Genomic DNA, 16,240 nt, shown 5'->3' on the forward strand with positions numbered 1-16,240 from the left:
TCCCATGCCTGGCTCCCAAGGATCGACACGATGCTCATCCAGGGGAGTGTGACATTCCTGAATTGCAGAGGTGAGACATTTTAACTTTGCGGCTATATCTTCAAGGCTGATAATCCGACTTATGGAACCTGAATCCCGGCTTCGTTCGTGTGACATCCCGGCGCAGTTTGCAGTGCAGCCAAATGTCTTGTTCCTGCCGGGGGTCTGAAGGGTTGGGGAACCGGTGGCGGCGTTTCTGCCTGGTTTGGCCGCAGCCCCCCTAGCTGCTAATCAGGACCACGCCGCCGAACAGATCAAGGGCGATTTCCACACGATAGAAGCACGCCTTGTTTCGACCGGGGTCGTGGCAGGGCACAAGAATATCGCTTGATCCCGATAGCATAGGCGGGTTTTCGACCCCCTGGGCACGAAATCCAATGACAATCGTGGATCAGAGACCAGTTGACCGATTCCGATCCTCGATGGGTGCTCAGGTCTCGATCCGCACCGGGGCGCTCTTGTAGGCTGGGGTCTTGGAGGCCTGGTCATGCAGGGACAGTGGCACCAAGGGGTTCGCTTCGGGGTAATAGGCGGCGACGCAGCCGCGCGGCAGGTCATAGGGCACGACGCTCAGCCCCTCGACCCGGCGGAGGATTCCGTCATCCGCTGCCGAAACCAGGGTAACACGCTGGCCATCCGCCAGCCCCGCCCGTCCCATGTCTTCCCGAGAGATCAGGACGATCATCCGGTCCCCCGACAACCCCCGCAACCGGTCCGAAAAGCCATAGACGGTGGTGTTGAACTGATCGTTCGACCGCAACGTGATCAGGGTGAAGGCATCGGGCGCGGGATCGCCGCCAAGCGCGGACAGGCTTGCAGGGATCGTGAGTTCCGCCTTGCCGCTTTCGGTCTGCCAGTCCCGTTCGCGCGCCGAATTGCCGCGATAAAAGCCTCCGGGCTGGTTCATGCGGCCATTGAAATCGGCGAACTGGTCGGGAAAGGTCGCCTCGATCAGGTCGCGGATGCGGCCGTAATCCGCAATCCAGTCATCCCATTTGACCTGCGGGTTTGGCGGCAGCGTCGCCTTGGCCATGCCTGCGACGATGGCGGGTTCCGACAGAAGATGCCGCGATGCCGGCGAACGCTTGCCGATGGATCCGTGGATATGGCTGAGACTGTCTTCCATCGAGACCATCTGCGGACCGGATTTCTGCTTGTCGCGTTCTGCCCGCACCAGGCAAGGCAGCAGCCAGGCGCCAGGACCGGCCAGGACATGCGTGCGGTTCAGGCGGGTGGCGATCTGCACGTTCAGGTCCAGCCCCGCCCATGCCGGCTCGGCCCGCGCCAGATCGGGGATCGCCCGGCCGAAATTGCCGCCCAGGCCGATGAAACCCCGGACGGTGCCGTCGATCATGCCCTCGACCGCCTCGACCGTGGTCATGCCGGTGTCGCGCGGGGGTTCGAAGCCGAACAGCTCGGCCAGCTTGTCCAAAGGCACCAGTTCAGGCTTTTCCGCGATGCCCACCGTCCGTTGGCCCTGGACATTCGAATGGCCGCGCACCGGGCAGATGCCGGTCCCCTCTCGCCCGATATTGCCGCCCATCAGCAGCAGGTTCACCAGCATCCCCACGCTGTCGCCGCCATGGACGTGCTGGGTCAGCCCCATGCCATAGACGCCGATCACCCGCTTGGACTTGGCGTAAAGCTCGGCCACCTCGATCAGATCCTGCCGGGGCAGGCCCGAGGTCGCCTCGATCCCGTCCCAGGTCTGGGCGCGGATCCATGCCTCGAACCCATCGAAGCCGTGGCAATGGCGAGCGATGAAGTCGCGGTCCAGGGCGCCCTTGTCGAACAGGTGCTTGCAGATCCCCGCAATGGCCGCGATGTCGCCGCCCGGGCGCAGTTGCAGATAGATGTCGGAGACCGGCGTCGCCCTGCCCGACAGCATCTCGGTCGGGCTTTGCGGGTTCATGAACTCCACCAGGCCGCGTTCCCGGACCGGGTTGAAGGTGACGATCCTGCAGCCGCGCTTGACCGCCTGCTGGATGGGATGCAGGAAACGCGGGCTGTTCGAGCCGGTGTTCTGGCCGAAGAACAGCATCAGGTCGCAATGGTCGAAATCGTCCAGGACGCAGGTGCCGACCGGCGCGCCGATGGTCCGCTTCAGCGCGACGCTGGTCGTCTCGTGGCACATGTTGGAACTGTCGGGCAGGTTGTTGTGCCCATAAAGCCGCGCGAAAAGCTGATACAGATAGGACGTCTCAAGGCTGGCGCGTCCCGAGGTATAGAAGATGGTGGATTTCGGGTCCAAGTCCCTCAGCGCCTGGCCGATCGCCGTGAAGGCCTGCCCCCAGGTCGTACGGACATAACGGTCGCTCGCCGGATCATAGCGCATCGGGTGGGTCAGCCTGCCCGCCGCCTCAAGGTCGTGGTCGCACCAGGTCCGCAGTTCGGTCAGGGTGTGGCGGGCGAAGAAGTCGGGACCGCAGCGGCTGCGGGTCAGATCCCAGATGGTGGCCTTGGCGCCGTTCTCGCAGAACTCGGCCAGATGGGGGGATGGCGGCTTGGCCCAGGCGCAGGATGTGCACATGTGCCCGCCTGGCTTGTTCTGGCGGCGCAGCGTGTCCAGGGTGCCCAGGCCGATCCGGTCCTTCGCGGCATGTTTCAGCACGCTTTTCAGCGACCCCCATCCACCGGTCGGCTGATCGTAATAAGGCGTGGTCGGATCCTGATCGCGTTCCTGGGTCATGTCGTATCCTGTCGGGCGGGTTCATGGATGGGGCAGCCGTTGAATTCGGACCGGAAGTCGGACGACATCCGGTAAGGCTCGCGCCGGGCGCGGTTGATGGCGCCCAGCGGGCGATGCGCCTGGACGCCCGTCCAGACGGAAAAGCGCATGTGTTCATCGACCAGTTCGGCTGCGTCCTCGCTCCAGCCGGTTTGCGCCAGGACGTGCAGGCGCGCCACCGTGACGAAGGGGGACAGGCTTTCGTCCCACAGGACCGAGGGATCCTCGACCGGCATCCGGTCCAGGTCGCGGCAAAGCTGGACGCGCAGGTTCCAGACGGCATCGCCCGTCTGCATGTCTGCGGCCACCGTTTCGCGGATCGCGTCGGGGCGGCCCTTGGTGTCGATGACCTGTCCGGTGTGGCGGGTCAGGCTGTCCGAGGCGGGTTCCAGCGACAGCTTGGCGATATGGTCGCCGAACCGGAAAGCCGTCTGCGTGTAATAGGTTTCCCCCAGCGGATGCACGTTCGGCGCGCCGCCCAGGGTCTGCAAGGTCGCACTTTCGCCGCCTACCGTTTCAAGCGCCTTTTCTGCCCCGCGCAGCACCGCCGACAGCCCGCGCTTGGCCCATTCGGCGCGGTCGGTGGTCCCGGCCAGAAGCTTGAGGTTCTTCAGGAATGCCGCCGGATCGGGTGCGGGAAAGGCAGGGCCGTTGACGAAGATGAAATCCTGGTTTGTCCCCTCGGCCCCTTCCAGTCGCTCGCCCTCGACCCCGATGATCTTCAGCGCCAGCCCGCGCGGGACCGAGACGGAATCGTGCAGCAGATCGCCGGGATTGGTCGAGATGCGGATGATCGCACCATGCCGCCCTGGCTTGGCGAAGATGCCCTGGGCCAGTTCGGTGGGCAGGTCCGGCAGGACCTCCAGTTCGCCCCGCAGGATGCCGTGGCTTTTGGCATGGACCGCGCGGACGGCATGGCCGTAGTCCTTGGACGTGGTTTCCAGGATGTCGCGCAGGGTGTCGGACAGGGCGCGGATCACCTGCGGCTCGTCAAGCGTGACGGTTTCGACGTCAGAGGAGTAGCGGACGGCTGGCTGCATGATCTGCCCTTTGCGACTGGCGTGCCAAGGCACAACCGCCAGGCAGGCCAAGCGTTCCGGGCCACGCGATCGTCAGGGGATCACAAGTCAGGCAATCGCGGGGTTCACGTTCGACAGGAAATGAAACAGCGCCTCGGTATCCAGGGGCTTCGACATCGGGAACAGACCCATCCGCGCACAGCGTTCGCGCAGCACCGGCGAGCGATCGGCCGAGATGATGCGCGCCGGGCGCCAGCCGAACCGCTTGCGCAGCATCGCCACCAGATCCAGCCCGTCCACGTCATCGTTCAGCTGATAGTCGATCAGCATCGCGTCGGGGACGAAATCCATCTCGTCGATCAGGGCGATGGCGTCTTCGGGACCTTCGGCGTCCAGGACGGTGATGCCCCAGCCTTCCAGCAGCGCCACCATGGCGCGGCGCAATTCGTGGTCGTTATCCACCAGCAGCACCAGAAGCCCCGTCCCCGCCAGCGACGGCAGGCGGCGCGCATCGCCGCTGTCTTCGCTGCCGCCCGGCCGCGCCGTGGTTATCGGCACGGTCACGCGGAAGACGCTGCCCCGGCCGGGGCGGGACAGAAGGTCCAGCCCATGCCCCAGCCGGGCGCAGGCCCGTTCCACGATGGCCAGTCCCAGTCCCATCCCTTCGCTGGCCGAGGCGCGGCGGTGCAACCGGCGGAATTCCTGGAAGATCACGTCCCGATCCTCGGGCCGGATGCCGGGGCCGCTGTCCCAGACCTCGATGCGGATGCGGTCGCCGCGCCGGCGCGCGCCCACGAAGACCCCGCCCCGGTCGGTATAGCGGATGGCATTGGAGATCAGGTTCTGCACGATCCGCTGCAGATAAAGCCCGTCACTGACCACATGCGCGTCCGTCGGGCGAACGCGGAACCGCAGCCCCTTGGCCGCCGCCGCCGGGGCAAAGCTTGACGCCAGCGACGACAGGATGTCGTTCAGCGCCAGATCGCCCTGGGAAAGCTGTTCTTCCTGGGTTTCCAGGCGGGATATGTCCAGCAGGGCCTCGATGATGCGTTCGACACTGGTCAGCGCCTCGCTCGCCTTCTGCACGCTGCTGTTGGTACCGGCGGCGTCGGCGGCGGACAGATACAGCTTGGCGGCCGAAAGGGGTTGCAACAGGTCGTGGCTTGCCGCCGCGACGAAACGCGACTTGGACGCATTCGACCGTTCCGCCCGTGCCAGGGCATCGCGCAATTCGTCGGTGCGGGCCGCGACGCGGGCCTCAAGCTCCTCGTTCGCGCGGGCCAGGCGGCGCAGGGCGTCGCGTTCGGCGGTGACATCGGTCAGGGACAGCACGAAGCCTTCATCGGGCAGGCGCTGTGCAAACCCGTCCAGCGTCATCGCGCCGTCCTTTTGCGTCAGCTCAAAGGATAACGCGCCGCGCCCGGCCCGGTCCTGCATCCAGGCGGCTATCCGGGCGGCGGACTGGCTGTCGGCCAGCCGGAAGGATTGCTGGATCTGGTCGGTCACCCGCTGGAACCGGGTGCCCAGGGTGAAGGTCTGCGGCGGCAGGCCGGTCAGGATGCGGAACCGGCGGTTCCAGCCCGCCAGCAGGCCTTCGGCATCGAAGATCGCGACGCCCTGCGCCAGATGATCCAGCGTCGCGCGGATGATCCGGCCCTGGTTGTCCAGCAGGCGTTCGCGCTGTTCGCGTTCGGCGCGCATCAGGTCCGACACGTCGGTCTGCACGATGGCGGTGCCGGAATTCGCCGTCCGATGTTCCGAAACCTGCATCCAGCGGTCGTCGGTCAGCGCCAGGTTGAAGATCACATGATCGCGCCGGTGCCGCCGCATCCGGGTCTCGGCCCAATCCTCGGGCGTCTGGCCCGCAGGCAGGCGCAGCATCGCCGAACGGCTGACGACCTGGATATAGTCGGCAAAGGTCATGCCCGGATGCAGCCTGGCCCGCACATCGGGCATCTGCCAGCAGAAGCGGCCGTTGAACAGCAGCAGGACGTCATCGACGCCGAACAGGGCAAAGCCTTCCTGAACCGCCTCGATGGCGCTTGCCAGATCCCGGCGCGCGGCCTCGATCTCGACATTGGCGGCGGACAGGCGGGCGTTCGATTCGTTCAGCAGGGCAAGGGCGCGTTCCAGTTCCTCGGTCCGGCGGCGGACCTGGTCTTCCAGCACCACGGCGCGTTCGAACTGGGAATAGGCGGCGCCGTCGCGGTCGGTCTGGGTTTCGACGCGGCGCATCAGCACCTGGCTGATCTTTTTCAGGCGGGCGATCTGCACATCCAGGGGTTCGGCGGGATCGACAAGGTTGTCCATCATTCGCCCTCGGGGGCATAGATGGCCACCCCGGTTATGGTCAGGTTCACATGCATGGCGCCGAACTGTTCGCCATAGGTCGAAAAGCCGGTGACGTTGTGGCGGGCCAGAACCTCGGACACGGCGCGCAACTGCTGCTTCTGCTGCGCCTCGATCCGGCGCAGGATGCAGTCGCAGGCCAGGATGCTGTCGGGCGCCCCCCCTACCCCCAGCCCGGCAAGGCTGGCTTCCAGCGACCGGGCGATGTCGCCCGGCGTCGCCAGCGTCAGCACGACGCCTTCGTCAATGGCGCTGAAGAACACCAGATCCGTGCCGTTTTCGACCCGCTGGATCGACCGGACGTGGTAACGGCCGCCGACGCGCACGACCAGCGGATGCGCGGCGAAGGTGAAGGGATCCAGCTGCCCGGCGGGCTTGCCCAGCAGGCGCGCGTATTCCGTGGCGGCGGGGGCCGCATTGATTTCATGCACCCGCCGCTGCGCCGGATCGGCGCCGGTCACGACCATCTGGCCCGTGCCCGCGTCCAGATGGTCGAAGCTGAAGACCCTGACCGGGCATCGGGTGCGGATGAAGGTCAGGAAGGCCGCGTTCGTGCGCACCTGCGCGCCTTGGGCGACATAGCCTTGGCCGAACCGCGTGCCGTCGCCCGCCGATCCCCCGAACAGTGGCACGGGGCCAAGACCGTGGCCCAGGACGGCCATCAGCGCATCTTCCCGCAGGGTGCTGCCATCGACCATCAGATAGGCGAATTCATGGGCGAAACCCGGATGCTGCGCGCCAAGCCGCTGGCGGGCGCGGATCATCCGGTCGATCAGGATGGCAGGCTCGATCCGGTCCAGATCCTCGATGGCGATGGTTTCGGCGGCGAAGTCGCGTGCGGGAAAACCCACGGCGACGATCCGATCCTCGACATAGCCGCCCGCGATCTCGCCCGCCGTGGTGCAGCCCAGCACCGGGGTCTCGCCAAAGAGCCGGTCGGCCGCCGCCATGGTCGCCCCGAAGTCCGCCGTGGGCGAGGCAAAGACCAGTACAAGCGCAAGGCCCGGCCCCAGATCGGCCGCCAGATGCAGCATCGCCGCCGGATCGCCCGCCGGGGCCTGGCCGCGCCGCAAAACCCGTCCGGTGGCGCCTGTGCCCATGTCCGCCCCCGTCAGGGCGGCTGTCGGATCCCCTCCGTCCATCCTGCCATCGCCTGTCCGCGCCCCTCGGGCGGGCAGGATGTCACCGCGCTGCAAGGCTGTCAAACCGCGCGGACTGCACGGCCAGAACGGCCTGCGTGCGGTTCTGCACGCCCAGCTTGCGCATGATCACCGTCACATGTGCCTTGACGGTCGATTCCGCGATGTCCAGGTCATGCGCGATCTGCTTGTTCAGCTTGCCTTCAGATATCAGCGCCAGGATCTTCGACTGCTGTGCGGTCAGGCTTTCCAGCCGATCCCGCGTCAGGGCCATCGGCTTGCCGCCGGGGTCCGAGGCCACGAAGCCCTCGGGCAGATAGATCTCGCCCCGGCTGATCCGAGCCAGGGCTTCCTGGAACACCTGCCGCTGGCTGTGCTTGGGGACATAGCCGGAGGCCCCGAAATCGATGGCGGCATTCACGATGGCCGGGCTGGTCAGCGACGACACGATCAGAAGCGCCGCCCGGGGTGCGGCCTTGCGCACCTTCATCAGCCCGTCCAATCCGTCGGCATCGGGCAGATTCAGGTCCAAAAACACCGCGTCGGGCGGCGGCCCGACGGCCAGTTGGCGCAGGCAGTCCGCGATGGAGCTGGTGGTGCGCACGCTGCTGATGCCGCCGACGATCTGAAGCGTGATCGACAGCGCGTCCGAGAACAGCGGATGATCCTCGACGATCAGGACCGAGGCGATGGGGCGGTAGGTCTGGGTCATGGCGGATGCCCTTCGCGGTTTCGGTCAGTTTAGGGCCGGTCGGGGGGCGGCGTCCATGCCGCAGAGGCTGGCGCCGATGGGCAAGGGGTCCACCGGCTGCAAGGCGCGTCCCGCATCGGCCCAGTCGTCCACGCCGCCCGGATACCAGCCGATGTCCCGCTGTCGCAAGGCGGCGCCATGCTGGACCCCATTCCAGCCTATCCAGCAGCCGGTGTTGCGGAACAGGACGAGGGGCCGGCCCGTGCAGCCTTCCAGCGACTTCCGCAGCCCAGCGGCAATGCGCGGGTCGGCACGGCCGCGTCCGATTTCAGGCAGCCAGTGCGCGTCGGGGATGGTCTGGTGCGGCGCGGCAATGATCCAGGCGCCGTCGGATGTGATGGCATGACCCGGCGCGGCCATCGCGTCGATCAGCAGTGCGCCGCCACCGGTCATTGCGGCGACCGTTTCGGCGTCCGGCACGCGGCATCCCGGCACACTGCCGGGGACCGGCGCGCGATAGTCCGCGATGCGCGGTCCGGTGGTGGCATCAAAGGCCTGTTCGGCCCCGGCGGCGAGGGGCATCAGCGCGATCAGCGCGGCGGGGATCAGGCGCGGCAGGCTCATGCGTCCAGCCTTTCACACCGGCCGGCCCCCACCAATTCGACCTTCAGCCTAAGACTTCCTACCGGAGGGACCGTTGGAAAATTGCCCAGAACCGCCCCCTGCCCCGATCCCGTGCCGAACGATGAACAAGGGGGAAAACGGAATGCGCAAGGCACGATCTGGCCGGCTTCGGCATCATCCTGCGGGCGGCGGCGCTTGGTCATGGGGACGCCGCCCCGCAGTCGGTGGACACGACCGGCCTGCCCGAACAGCCGCAGGACAAGGCCACGGCGCTTGCCCCCGAACTGGTCGCGGCGGGCGAGGATGCACGCCATGTCCCCGTGCTGGCAGATGCGACCGGGCTTGGTCCCGTGGACCGCATGGTCGTCACCATCGACTATAGCCCCTTTCCCTTGGCCCTGGTCTTTCATCCCGGCCGCGCCCTGCCCCTGCTGGGTTTCGGCGTGAATACGAAATCGCCGGACCGATCCGGGCATCCGCGCTGACGGAGGCGGAACGGATCATGGGCGGCGGCTGTCCCCGCCCGCCACAACCCATGCGCGTCCCGACTGGCAGGAGGGCTTCGGAGAAATGCTCGCGCGCCTTTGGCCTTACAGCAGGCGGCTGCGCGTAAGCATCCGTCATCCGATGGACACGGGCCTTGCCGACGGCATCCCCGCCCATCACCTGACCGACCGGACCCTGACGGATGCGCAGGGTGCCGAGATCGCCCGACTGAAAACCCACGAGCCGCTGGAGGAAACCCGGTCCTGACCTTTCTGCTGCCCCGCAACCTGGCGCAAGTCCCGGACGGCATCACCGCGCGCGACACCGGTGGCTTCCGCTTTTCTGGAATGGTCGCGCCGGAATACCGGCCGGCGCCCGGGCAGGTGGCGCAGGGCGTCCGGCTGTCCGAGGGGGCGCGGGACAGCATCACGCGCGGCAATGGCGGGGCGATCTGCAACGTGGCGATGCTGGAAACGCCGCAGGGCGCGATTGTCGTCGATACCGGCGGCACCATCGCCGCGCAAAGGGTCGGGGCGCAGGCGCTGACCGACGGGCGTACCGGCCCCTCGGGTTCGTGGATGAAGGGCACGGCGCCCCAGCCTGCCACGGCCGCCATGAAGGGTGGCGACCTGACCCTGGGCGGACGCGTCCTGACGGTCATGGCGCTGTCGGGGCACACCCGGGCCGATCTGGCGCTGATCGACCAGCGAACCGGCACCTTGATCGCGGGCAACCTGCTGTTCTGGACCGCGCGCCCAGCTTTCCCGATGCCGATATCGCGGCATGGCGGGCGACGCTTGGCACCCCTGGGGCGCTGACCGTGGTCCCCTGCTGCGACGTCATCAACCGGGGTGTCGCGATCTATGGCGACAAGGTCTATTTCGGCGCCTTGGATTCCAGCGTCTATGCGCTGAACAAGGGCACCGGCAAGGTCGAATGGCGCAAGAAATGCGCCGATCACAAGGTCGGCCATACGATGAGCGGCGCCCCACCATCATCAAGGACCAGGAATCCGGCAAGGTGCTGCTGATCCAGGGTTCCTCGGGCGACGAATTCGGCGTCATCGGCCGCCTTTACGCCCGCGACCCCCGATGCGGGCGAGGAATTGTGGATGCGCCCCTTTGTCGAAGGCGACAAGGGCAGGCTGCCGGGCGCGGAAAGCACGCCCACCGGCAACCCCGTGCCCTGGAACACCTGGGCGCGGTCGTGGGCGTCTATCAGCATACTCCGAACGACGCCTGGGACTTTTCCGGCAACAACGAGATCATCCTGTCCGACTATACCGACAAGGACGGCAACCCGCATCGCGCGGCTGAGCGCCTTCCCTTTGTGGACCAGATCACCTGGGCCAAGGGCATCGACCTGGAAACCGTCTGCCCGGCCGCAGATGCTGGGCTTTGCCAGCGATGATGCGATCCTGGTGGCCTGCCTTCTGGATGACGCCACCGGCGCGGTGGTCCAAAACCTGGATCCCGGCGGCGCGGGAACCGGGCATTTCCTGATCGAGACGCCCGGCACCTGTCGCGTTCAGGTCGATGCCTCGGGCGGGTGGCGCATCCAGCTTTCGCCGCCCTGAAACCCGTCTATTCCGCCGGAACGGCAACGGGGGCAGGTGTCCTGTCGCGGTCCAGTTCGGGCGAGGTCTTGTGATGGGTGGCATAGATCATCGCGCCCACGAAAGTCAGCCCGCCGACCAGGTTGCCGATCACGGTCGGGATCTCGTTCCAGATCATATAGTCCATGATGGTGAAGTTGCCGCCCAGCAGCAGGCCCGCCGGGAACAGGAACATGTTCACGATGGAATGTTCGAAGCCCATGTAGAAGAAGATCAGGATCGGCATCCACATCGCCATGATCTTGCCCGACACGCTGGTGGACATCATCGCGGCCACCACGCCGGTGGACACCATCCAGTTGCACATCACCGCGCGCACGAACAGCGTCAGCATCCCGGCGGCACCATGGGCGGCGTAACCGACGGTGCGTCCCTCGCCGATATGGCCGATCTTCTCGCCCACGGCGTTCGGGGCCTCGGACCAGCCGAAGGTCACGATGATCGCCATGAAGATCGCGACGGTGAAGGCGCCAGCGAAATTGCCCGCGAAGACCAGCCCCCAATTGCGCAGCATTCCCTTCACCGTGACGCCGCGCCGCCTGTCGATCAGCGCCAGCGGCACCAGCGTGAAGACGCCCGTCAGCAGGTCGAAGCCCAGAAGATAGAGCATGCAGAATCCCACGGGGAACAGCAGCGCGCCGATCAGCGGATCGCCGGTGTTCACGGTGACGGTCACGGCGAATGCTGCGGCAAGCGCCAGGATCGCGCCCGCCATATAGGCGCGGATCAGCGTGTCCTTGGTGGACATGAAGACCTTCGCCTCTCCGGCGTCGATCATCTTCCTGGCGAAATCGGAGGGGGTGACATAGGACATGGGGGTTCCTTTCAGGCGATACGGCGGTGGCGGAAAGCGCGGGACCAGGCCCCAAGGAGGGGGGCGGGCAATCGTCGCTTTCAGGAGGGCCGCATCGTTGCGGGCGGGCCGCTGGCGCGCCGTTGCGCCGGGCCATGGATGCAGCGTCGCCCGGCGGCGCAGTCTTGCCAAGCCCCAAGGCGCGGGGACAGGGCGCGAAAAGGGGCGTGCGCGGAAGGATTGCGCGCGTTGCCCGGCTTTTGGTCAGTTCGCGGATGCCGGATCGAAGGTGAAACCGTCGAAGAACGCATCCGCCCGCAGAATCATCCCGCCGCGTTCGGCGGCGACGCTGCGATCCTGGGGCAAGGCGCCCTCGACCCGCTGGGATGCGCCGGGCAGGGGCGCGCCCGCCGGGCGCAGGTGCTGCCGATACAGATCCGTGCGGAAGCGGGCCATGGCACGGGACGCCGCCGTTTGCGGATCCAGCCCGTGCCGGGCGGCGATGCGATGTGCAAAAAGCGCGGCCAGGCTTTTCCAGGGGAAAGAGGCCCCGCCCGCGTTGAACGCCAAGAAGCCCGGCGTGTCGCGCAACTCGCCGTTGCCGGAAATCGTCATGCGCCCTGTCAGGCCCCGCTCGGCCAGTTCCGGGGGGAGGTTCAGATAGGCCGGGCGCGACAGGATTTCCGCCGCCGTGCAGCGATGATCGGGATCGTCCAGCCAACGTCCCGCCCGCCACACGGCCCGCATAAGGGCGCCGGTTTCGCTGGTGCGCGCTTCGGCAAAGTCGCGCAGCAGCACCAGCCCCTTTTCGGGCGGCGCGGCCCAGATCGCGGTGCCCGGCAGCAGCAGGGCGGCCACGCCCCGTTCGACGGCAACACTGGCCCAGGGCTCGCCCACGCAGAAGGCGTCGACATCGCCGCGTGCCATGGCATCGGCCATCATCGGCGGCGGCACCGTGACAAGGTCCAGCTCTCCCGCCGCAAGGCCGCAGGCGGACAGCCAGTGCCGCACCAGTTCGGACTGGGTGGACAAAGGAAACGGCACCCCGACGCGCAGCCGCCCTGTTACCGCCGCGCGCACGGCCTCGCCTGCCGCGCGAGCGTCGTTGAAGGCGAAATCGTGACCCGCCCCGCGCAGGCGCCGTTCCAGGTCGCGGTTGACGGCGACGGCCTGTCCGCCATGGGACAGGAACATCACCAGATCCATCGCGGGCAGCGCCGGTCCCAGCCCAAGCGCCTGCCCCACCGGCATCGGCACCAGCATCTGCGCCGCGTCGATCAGCCCCGCGCCCAGCATGTCACGCGCCTGCGCCCAGGCCCCCAGTCGCACCAGATCAAAGGCCAGGCCTTCCTCGGCCGCGAAGCCAAGCTCCTGCGCGACGATCAGGGGCGCGGCGTCGATCAGGGGAACATAGCCCAGGCGCAGCGTCATCATCTGCCCAGAAGCCCCGCCGCCATGACAAGCTGCTGCGCGATGTCGGCCAGGCGCTTGCCCTGGTCCATCGCGGTCTTGCGCAGCAGGGCATAGGCCGCTTCCTCGTCGATGCCGCGGGCCTTCATCAGCACCGCCTTGGCGCGGTCGATGATCTTGCGTTCCTCCAATGCGGCACGGGTTGCCGCCAGTTCGGCGCGCATCTGCTGGAAGATGTGAAACCGCGCGATGGCCGCGTCCAGGACGGGCTTCAGCCGCTCGGGGCGCAGCCCGTCCACGACATAGGCGGAAATCCCGGCCTCGATCGCGGCGCGGGTCAGCCCTTCGTCGGACCGGTCCACGAACATCGCCACGGGCCGTTCCGAAGGGCCTGATGCCAGGGCCAGTTCCTCGAGGATGTCGCGGGACGGGTTGGCGATGTCGATCAGCACCACGTCGGGGCGCAGATCGGCCACCTGCCGGGCCAGGCCCGACTGTTCGGCGATGATGCGGATGTCATGGTCGCCCGCATCCCTCAATCCCTCTGCAATGGGCTGCGCCCGTTCCGGGTCGGGTTCGACGACGACGATTAAAAGGCGCTTCGACATGGATCCTGCTTGCACGGGCCACGGGCCGGGCGCAATGCCGGGTGTGAGGCGGACGGGGGCGGGGCAGGCAAATGGCGAAAGAATAGGCATCTGGCCGCGCCAATCATCGTCCGGCATGGCGCGATCGGCAAAGGATGCCTATCCGAACAACTCTCCTGCCCGGTCCACCTGTCCCGCCGCAATCAGCGCGGCCAGCAGCACCCGCGCCTGCCCGGGCCGCAACACGCGCGACAGCACCGCCCCGGCGCGGACCAGGTCATGCCCGCCCCCGCCCCCGCCATAACTTGCGGCAAGCCGCCCCATCGGCACCCGGCTGGAGATCACCACCGGCACCCCCGCCGCATGGGCGCGCGCCACCCCGTCCCTGATCGCAGCGGATGCGTTGCCGGACCCAAGCGCCGCCAGCACGATGCCCTGCGCACCCGCCGCCAGGCTGGCGTCCAGATGCGTGGCATCAGCGCCGGGATGGATCGCCACCAGATCCACCCGCACCCTGTCCACCGGGGCGCGAAGCGTCACATCAGGCGCCACGGCCTCGGCCGCCAGGCGGAAGGCGTCTGCGCTGTCGGTCGCGTGCTTGACCAGCCCCCAGGCTGGCAGCAGCCGCCCGCCAAAGGCCAGCCGCACGCCCCCGCCGTCCAGAACCGCCCGGATCGCGGCGGCCATGTTGGCGGGTCCGTCGGCCTGCGGGTGGTCGTCGGTGAACTGCGCCCCGGTCAGCACCACGGGCGCGCCGGGATGCTGCAAGGACAGCAGCAGGGCCGTTTCCTCCATCGCGTCGGTGCCGTGCAGGATCATCACGCCCGCAGCACCGCCGGCAAGTTCCGCCCCCGCCGCGTCGCTGATCGCCTGCATGTCCGCCAGCGTCAGGGTGGACGAATCTTGCGCCATCAGATCGGCCACGCGCAGCCGGACCGGCGGCAGATCGCCCAGCCGGGCCAGCAGCGCCTGCCCGTCCAGGCTGGGGGTGCTGGATCCATCGGCGTTCTGCTGACTGGCGATGGTGCCGCCGGTGGTGATCAGGGTGATGCGGGGGGTCATTGCGCCGCCCTCAGATCCAGCCGCCCTGCCATGCGCTGCGAAATCACCGCGCAGACCGCCAGTTGCAGCAGGTGGAACACCATCAAGGGCAGGATGACCAGCGATATGTCCTGCCCTGCAAACAGGATCCCCGCCATGGGCAGCCCGGTGGCAAGGCTTTTCGTCGATCCGCAATACAGGACCGCCATCAGATCGGCATGGCCCATCCCCGCCATGCGCGCGATCATCACCGCCGCGCCCATCACAGCGGCCAGCAAGGCCAGGCACAGCGCCACCAGCACGGCCAGCGACGGGCCCGAGATCACCTGCCAGATGCCATTCACCACACCGGCCGAAAAGGCCGCATAGACGATCAGCAGGATCGAGCCGCGGTCCACGATCATCGCGGGCCTGCGATACCGCGCCAGCCACCCGGCCAGAAGCGGGCGGCACAACTGCCCTGCCGCGAAGGGCAGCAGGATCTGCTGGACGATCTTCCAGATCGCCGAAGGCTCGATCCCATAGCCGGTGCCCTGGGGGATCAGCAGCGCGAACAGCAAGGGCGACAGCACCACCCCGATCAGGTTGGAAATGGACGCGGCGCAGACCGCCCCGGCCACATTGCCGCCCGACACGGCCGTGAACGCGATCGAGCTTTGCACCGTCGAGGGCAGGCAGCCGATATAAAGGAACCCCACCCCGATGGCCGTGGGCAGCCAGATCAGCGACAGCGGCTTCAGCGCAAGGGCCAGGACCGGAAACAGCAGGAAGGTCAGCGCCAGCACCGACAGTTGCAGCCGCCAGTTCGCAAGTCCCGCCACGATGGTCGCCGTCGACAGCTTGGCGCCATACAGAAAGAACAGAAGCGCGATCACCCAGTAGGTCACATGGGACAGGATGGCCGCACCGGCCCCCCGCGCGGGCAGAACGGTCGCCAGCACCACCGTCAGCACAAGCATCAGCATGTAGCGGTCGAAGCCGAAACGGGCCAGCACGGCCTCGGCCCTGCGCAGGGACATTAACCACTCCTTCGGACTTTCCGGCTCTGCGGCTTGTATAAGTCGGGCGGATGCAATCCAAAAGGGGATGATGTCCCTTGATGCGACCCTTCTTGCAGAACAGATCATCCAGGCAATCCTGGAGGGCAGCCTTGCCCCCGGCACGCGCCTTGATCCGCCCGGTCCGCACCCGGCCGATGCCCTGATGGACGCGGCCCTCGATCAGGTCTGCGCCTGCGGCATGGCGGAACGCCATCCCGATCTGGGGGTGCGGGTCATTGTCCCCGACCCCGTGCTGCTTCTGGACCGCTTCGAGGCCCTGGGCGAAATTTCGGGCCTGTGCGCAAGCCTTGCGGCCCGCCGCGCATCCTCGTCCGACATGATCGCGATCGAGGAACTGGTCGGCCAGATGCAGGATGTGGGTCCCGACGCCTATCGGCGGATGGGCCTGGACCTGCACGACCGTATCTGCCGGATGACGAAGAACGCCGAACTGGGCCGGGTCTGCGCCGACCTGCGGTCGCGCCTTGCACCGATCTGGCCCCTGTGGCCCGAGCAGGCCGAGTATTGGCGGCGGGCCAGGCACGAACACCGCGCCCTGGTCGAGGCGATCTGCGCCCGCAACGAGGCCCAGGCGGGCATCATCATGCGCGGCCACCTGCGCGCCATCGCCCGCGAGGTTCTGTTCACCGCAGGCATCTGCCCCACCGACCCGGTTTGA

The 16,240-nt window shown here is 67.4% G+C and carries 16 protein-coding genes and 1 pseudogene; 6 read left to right on the forward strand and 11 right to left on the reverse strand.

Annotation, left to right across the window (positions count from 1 at the left end):
* Window positions 1–469: 469 nt before the first annotated feature.
* From RAH32_RS13635 to RAH32_RS13660, 6 genes are all read right to left on the reverse strand, one after another.
* Entirely contained in the window at window positions 470–2,728 is a 2,259-nt protein-coding gene (locus RAH32_RS13635; RefSeq protein WP_306608498.1) for an FdhF/YdeP family oxidoreductase, read from the reverse strand.
* Window positions 2,725–3,807, reverse strand: a complete 1,083-nt coding sequence (locus tag RAH32_RS13640) for a catalase family protein (protein ID WP_306608499.1) — start codon at window positions 3,805–3,807, stop codon at window positions 2,725–2,727. Before RAH32_RS13640 ends, RAH32_RS13635 begins: the two co-directional genes overlap by 4 nt.
* A gap of 87 nt (window positions 3,808–3,894) precedes the next feature.
* Window positions 3,895–6,099, reverse strand: coding sequence for a hybrid sensor histidine kinase/response regulator (locus RAH32_RS13645; protein ID WP_306608500.1), 2,205 nt, complete (start codon window positions 6,097–6,099; stop codon window positions 3,895–3,897).
* Complete coding sequence (locus tag RAH32_RS13650; protein WP_306608501.1) at window positions 6,096–7,277, reverse strand: FIST N-terminal domain-containing protein; 1,182 nt, start codon at window positions 7,275–7,277, stop codon at window positions 6,096–6,098. The genes RAH32_RS13645 and RAH32_RS13650 overlap by 4 nt, the downstream gene beginning before the upstream one ends.
* Window positions 7,278–7,317: 40 nt before the next feature.
* Complete coding sequence (locus RAH32_RS13655) at window positions 7,318–7,986, reverse strand: LuxR C-terminal-related transcriptional regulator (RefSeq protein ID WP_306608502.1); 669 nt, start codon at window positions 7,984–7,986, stop codon at window positions 7,318–7,320.
* A gap of 24 nt (window positions 7,987–8,010) precedes the next feature.
* Window positions 8,011–8,589 (reverse strand): rhodanese-like domain-containing protein, encoded by a 579-nt coding sequence (locus tag RAH32_RS13660; RefSeq protein ID WP_306608503.1) that lies wholly within the window; start codon window positions 8,587–8,589, stop codon window positions 8,011–8,013.
* A gap of 224 nt (window positions 8,590–8,813) precedes the next feature.
* Between RAH32_RS13660 and RAH32_RS13665 the strand changes: the two genes are divergently transcribed.
* The 5 genes and pseudogenes from RAH32_RS13665 to RAH32_RS13685 all read left to right on the forward strand — a co-directional run bounded on the left by RAH32_RS13665 (window position 8,814) and on the right by RAH32_RS13685 (window position 10,651).
* Entirely contained in the window at window positions 8,814–9,074 is a 261-nt protein-coding gene (locus RAH32_RS13665) for a hypothetical protein (protein ID WP_306608504.1), read from the forward strand.
* Between the two features lie 85 nt (window positions 9,075–9,159).
* A complete protein-coding gene (locus tag RAH32_RS13670) occupies window positions 9,160–9,342 on the forward strand; it encodes a hypothetical protein (protein ID WP_306608505.1) in 183 nt (60 codons plus the stop codon).
* 116 nt (window positions 9,343–9,458) lie between these two features.
* Window positions 9,459–9,893, forward strand: coding sequence for a hypothetical protein (locus tag RAH32_RS13675; RefSeq protein WP_306608506.1), 435 nt, complete (start codon window positions 9,459–9,461; stop codon window positions 9,891–9,893).
* An 8-nt stretch (window positions 9,894–9,901) separates the two neighbouring features.
* A pseudogene (locus tag RAH32_RS13680) lies at window positions 9,902–10,470 on the forward strand (outer membrane protein assembly factor BamB family protein); the annotation flags it as partial.
* Entirely contained in the window at window positions 10,463–10,651 is a 189-nt protein-coding gene (locus RAH32_RS13685) for a hypothetical protein (protein ID WP_306608507.1), read from the forward strand. The pseudogene RAH32_RS13680 and the gene RAH32_RS13685, both read left to right, overlap by 8 nt.
* A gap of 7 nt (window positions 10,652–10,658) precedes the next feature.
* On the opposite strand, the gene RAH32_RS13690 is transcribed toward RAH32_RS13685, so the two are convergent.
* From RAH32_RS13690 to RAH32_RS13710, 5 genes are all read right to left on the reverse strand, one after another.
* On the reverse strand, window positions 10,659–11,504 hold the full coding sequence (locus RAH32_RS13690) for a formate/nitrite transporter family protein (protein ID WP_306608508.1): 846 nt from the start codon (window positions 11,502–11,504) through the stop codon (window positions 10,659–10,661).
* A gap of 243 nt (window positions 11,505–11,747) precedes the next feature.
* A complete protein-coding gene (locus RAH32_RS13695) occupies window positions 11,748–12,917 on the reverse strand; it encodes an ABC transporter substrate-binding protein (protein ID WP_306608509.1) in 1,170 nt (389 codons plus the stop codon).
* Window positions 12,914–13,501, reverse strand: coding sequence for an ANTAR domain-containing response regulator (locus RAH32_RS13700; RefSeq protein WP_306608510.1), 588 nt, complete (start codon window positions 13,499–13,501; stop codon window positions 12,914–12,916). The genes RAH32_RS13695 and RAH32_RS13700 overlap by 4 nt, the downstream gene beginning before the upstream one ends.
* A 138-nt stretch (window positions 13,502–13,639) precedes the next feature.
* Window positions 13,640–14,542, reverse strand: coding sequence for an asparaginase domain-containing protein (locus tag RAH32_RS13705; protein WP_306608511.1), 903 nt, complete (start codon window positions 14,540–14,542; stop codon window positions 13,640–13,642).
* A complete protein-coding gene (locus RAH32_RS13710) occupies window positions 14,539–15,540 on the reverse strand; it encodes a bile acid:sodium symporter family protein (protein WP_306608512.1) in 1,002 nt (333 codons plus the stop codon). Before RAH32_RS13710 ends, RAH32_RS13705 begins: the two co-directional genes overlap by 4 nt.
* A 67-nt stretch (window positions 15,541–15,607) precedes the next feature.
* Between RAH32_RS13710 and RAH32_RS13715 the strand changes: the two genes are divergently transcribed.
* Window positions 15,608–16,240: a GntR family transcriptional regulator gene (locus tag RAH32_RS13715; RefSeq protein ID WP_306608513.1), complete on the forward strand. Its 633-nt coding sequence runs from the start codon at window positions 15,608–15,610 to the stop codon at window positions 16,238–16,240.

Origin of the sequence: Paracoccus yibinensis, assembly GCF_030846195.1 — a bacterium.
Taxonomy (GTDB): Bacteria; Pseudomonadota; Alphaproteobacteria; order Rhodobacterales; family Rhodobacteraceae; genus Paracoccus; species Paracoccus yibinensis.

Bases quoted from the DNA above. Each gene is read 5' to 3' on its own strand.
- RAH32_RS13655 (WP_306608502.1), bottom strand. From the start codon at position 7,986: ATGACCCAGACCTACCGCCCCATCGCCTCGGTCCTGATCGTCGAGGAT.
- RAH32_RS13635 (WP_306608498.1), bottom strand. From the start codon at position 2,728: ATGACCCAGGAACGCGATCAGGATCCGACCACGCCTTATTACGATCAG.
- RAH32_RS13685 (WP_306608507.1), top strand. From the start codon at position 10,463: ATGCTGGGCTTTGCCAGCGATGATGCGATCCTGGTGGCCTGCCTTCTG.
- RAH32_RS13700 (WP_306608510.1), bottom strand. From the start codon at position 13,501: ATGTCGAAGCGCCTTTTAATCGTCGTCGTCGAACCCGACCCGGAACGG.
- RAH32_RS13660 (WP_306608503.1), bottom strand. From the start codon at position 8,589: ATGAGCCTGCCGCGCCTGATCCCCGCCGCGCTGATCGCGCTGATGCCC.
- RAH32_RS13670 (WP_306608505.1), top strand. From the start codon at position 9,160: ATGCTCGCGCGCCTTTGGCCTTACAGCAGGCGGCTGCGCGTAAGCATC.
- RAH32_RS13695 (WP_306608509.1), bottom strand. From the start codon at position 12,917: ATGATGACGCTGCGCCTGGGCTATGTTCCCCTGATCGACGCCGCGCCC.
- RAH32_RS13715 (WP_306608513.1), top strand. From the start codon at position 15,608: ATGATGTCCCTTGATGCGACCCTTCTTGCAGAACAGATCATCCAGGCA.
- RAH32_RS13705 (WP_306608511.1), bottom strand. From the start codon at position 14,542: ATGACCCCCCGCATCACCCTGATCACCACCGGCGGCACCATCGCCAGT.
- RAH32_RS13690 (WP_306608508.1), bottom strand. From the start codon at position 11,504: ATGTCCTATGTCACCCCCTCCGATTTCGCCAGGAAGATGATCGACGCC.
- RAH32_RS13650 (WP_306608501.1), bottom strand. From the start codon at position 7,277: ATGGACGGAGGGGATCCGACAGCCGCCCTGACGGGGGCGGACATGGGC.
- RAH32_RS13640 (WP_306608499.1), bottom strand. From the start codon at position 3,807: ATGCAGCCAGCCGTCCGCTACTCCTCTGACGTCGAAACCGTCACGCTT.
- RAH32_RS13645 (WP_306608500.1), bottom strand. From the start codon at position 6,099: ATGATGGACAACCTTGTCGATCCCGCCGAACCCCTGGATGTGCAGATC.
- RAH32_RS13710 (WP_306608512.1), bottom strand. From the start codon at position 15,540: ATGTCCCTGCGCAGGGCCGAGGCCGTGCTGGCCCGTTTCGGCTTCGAC.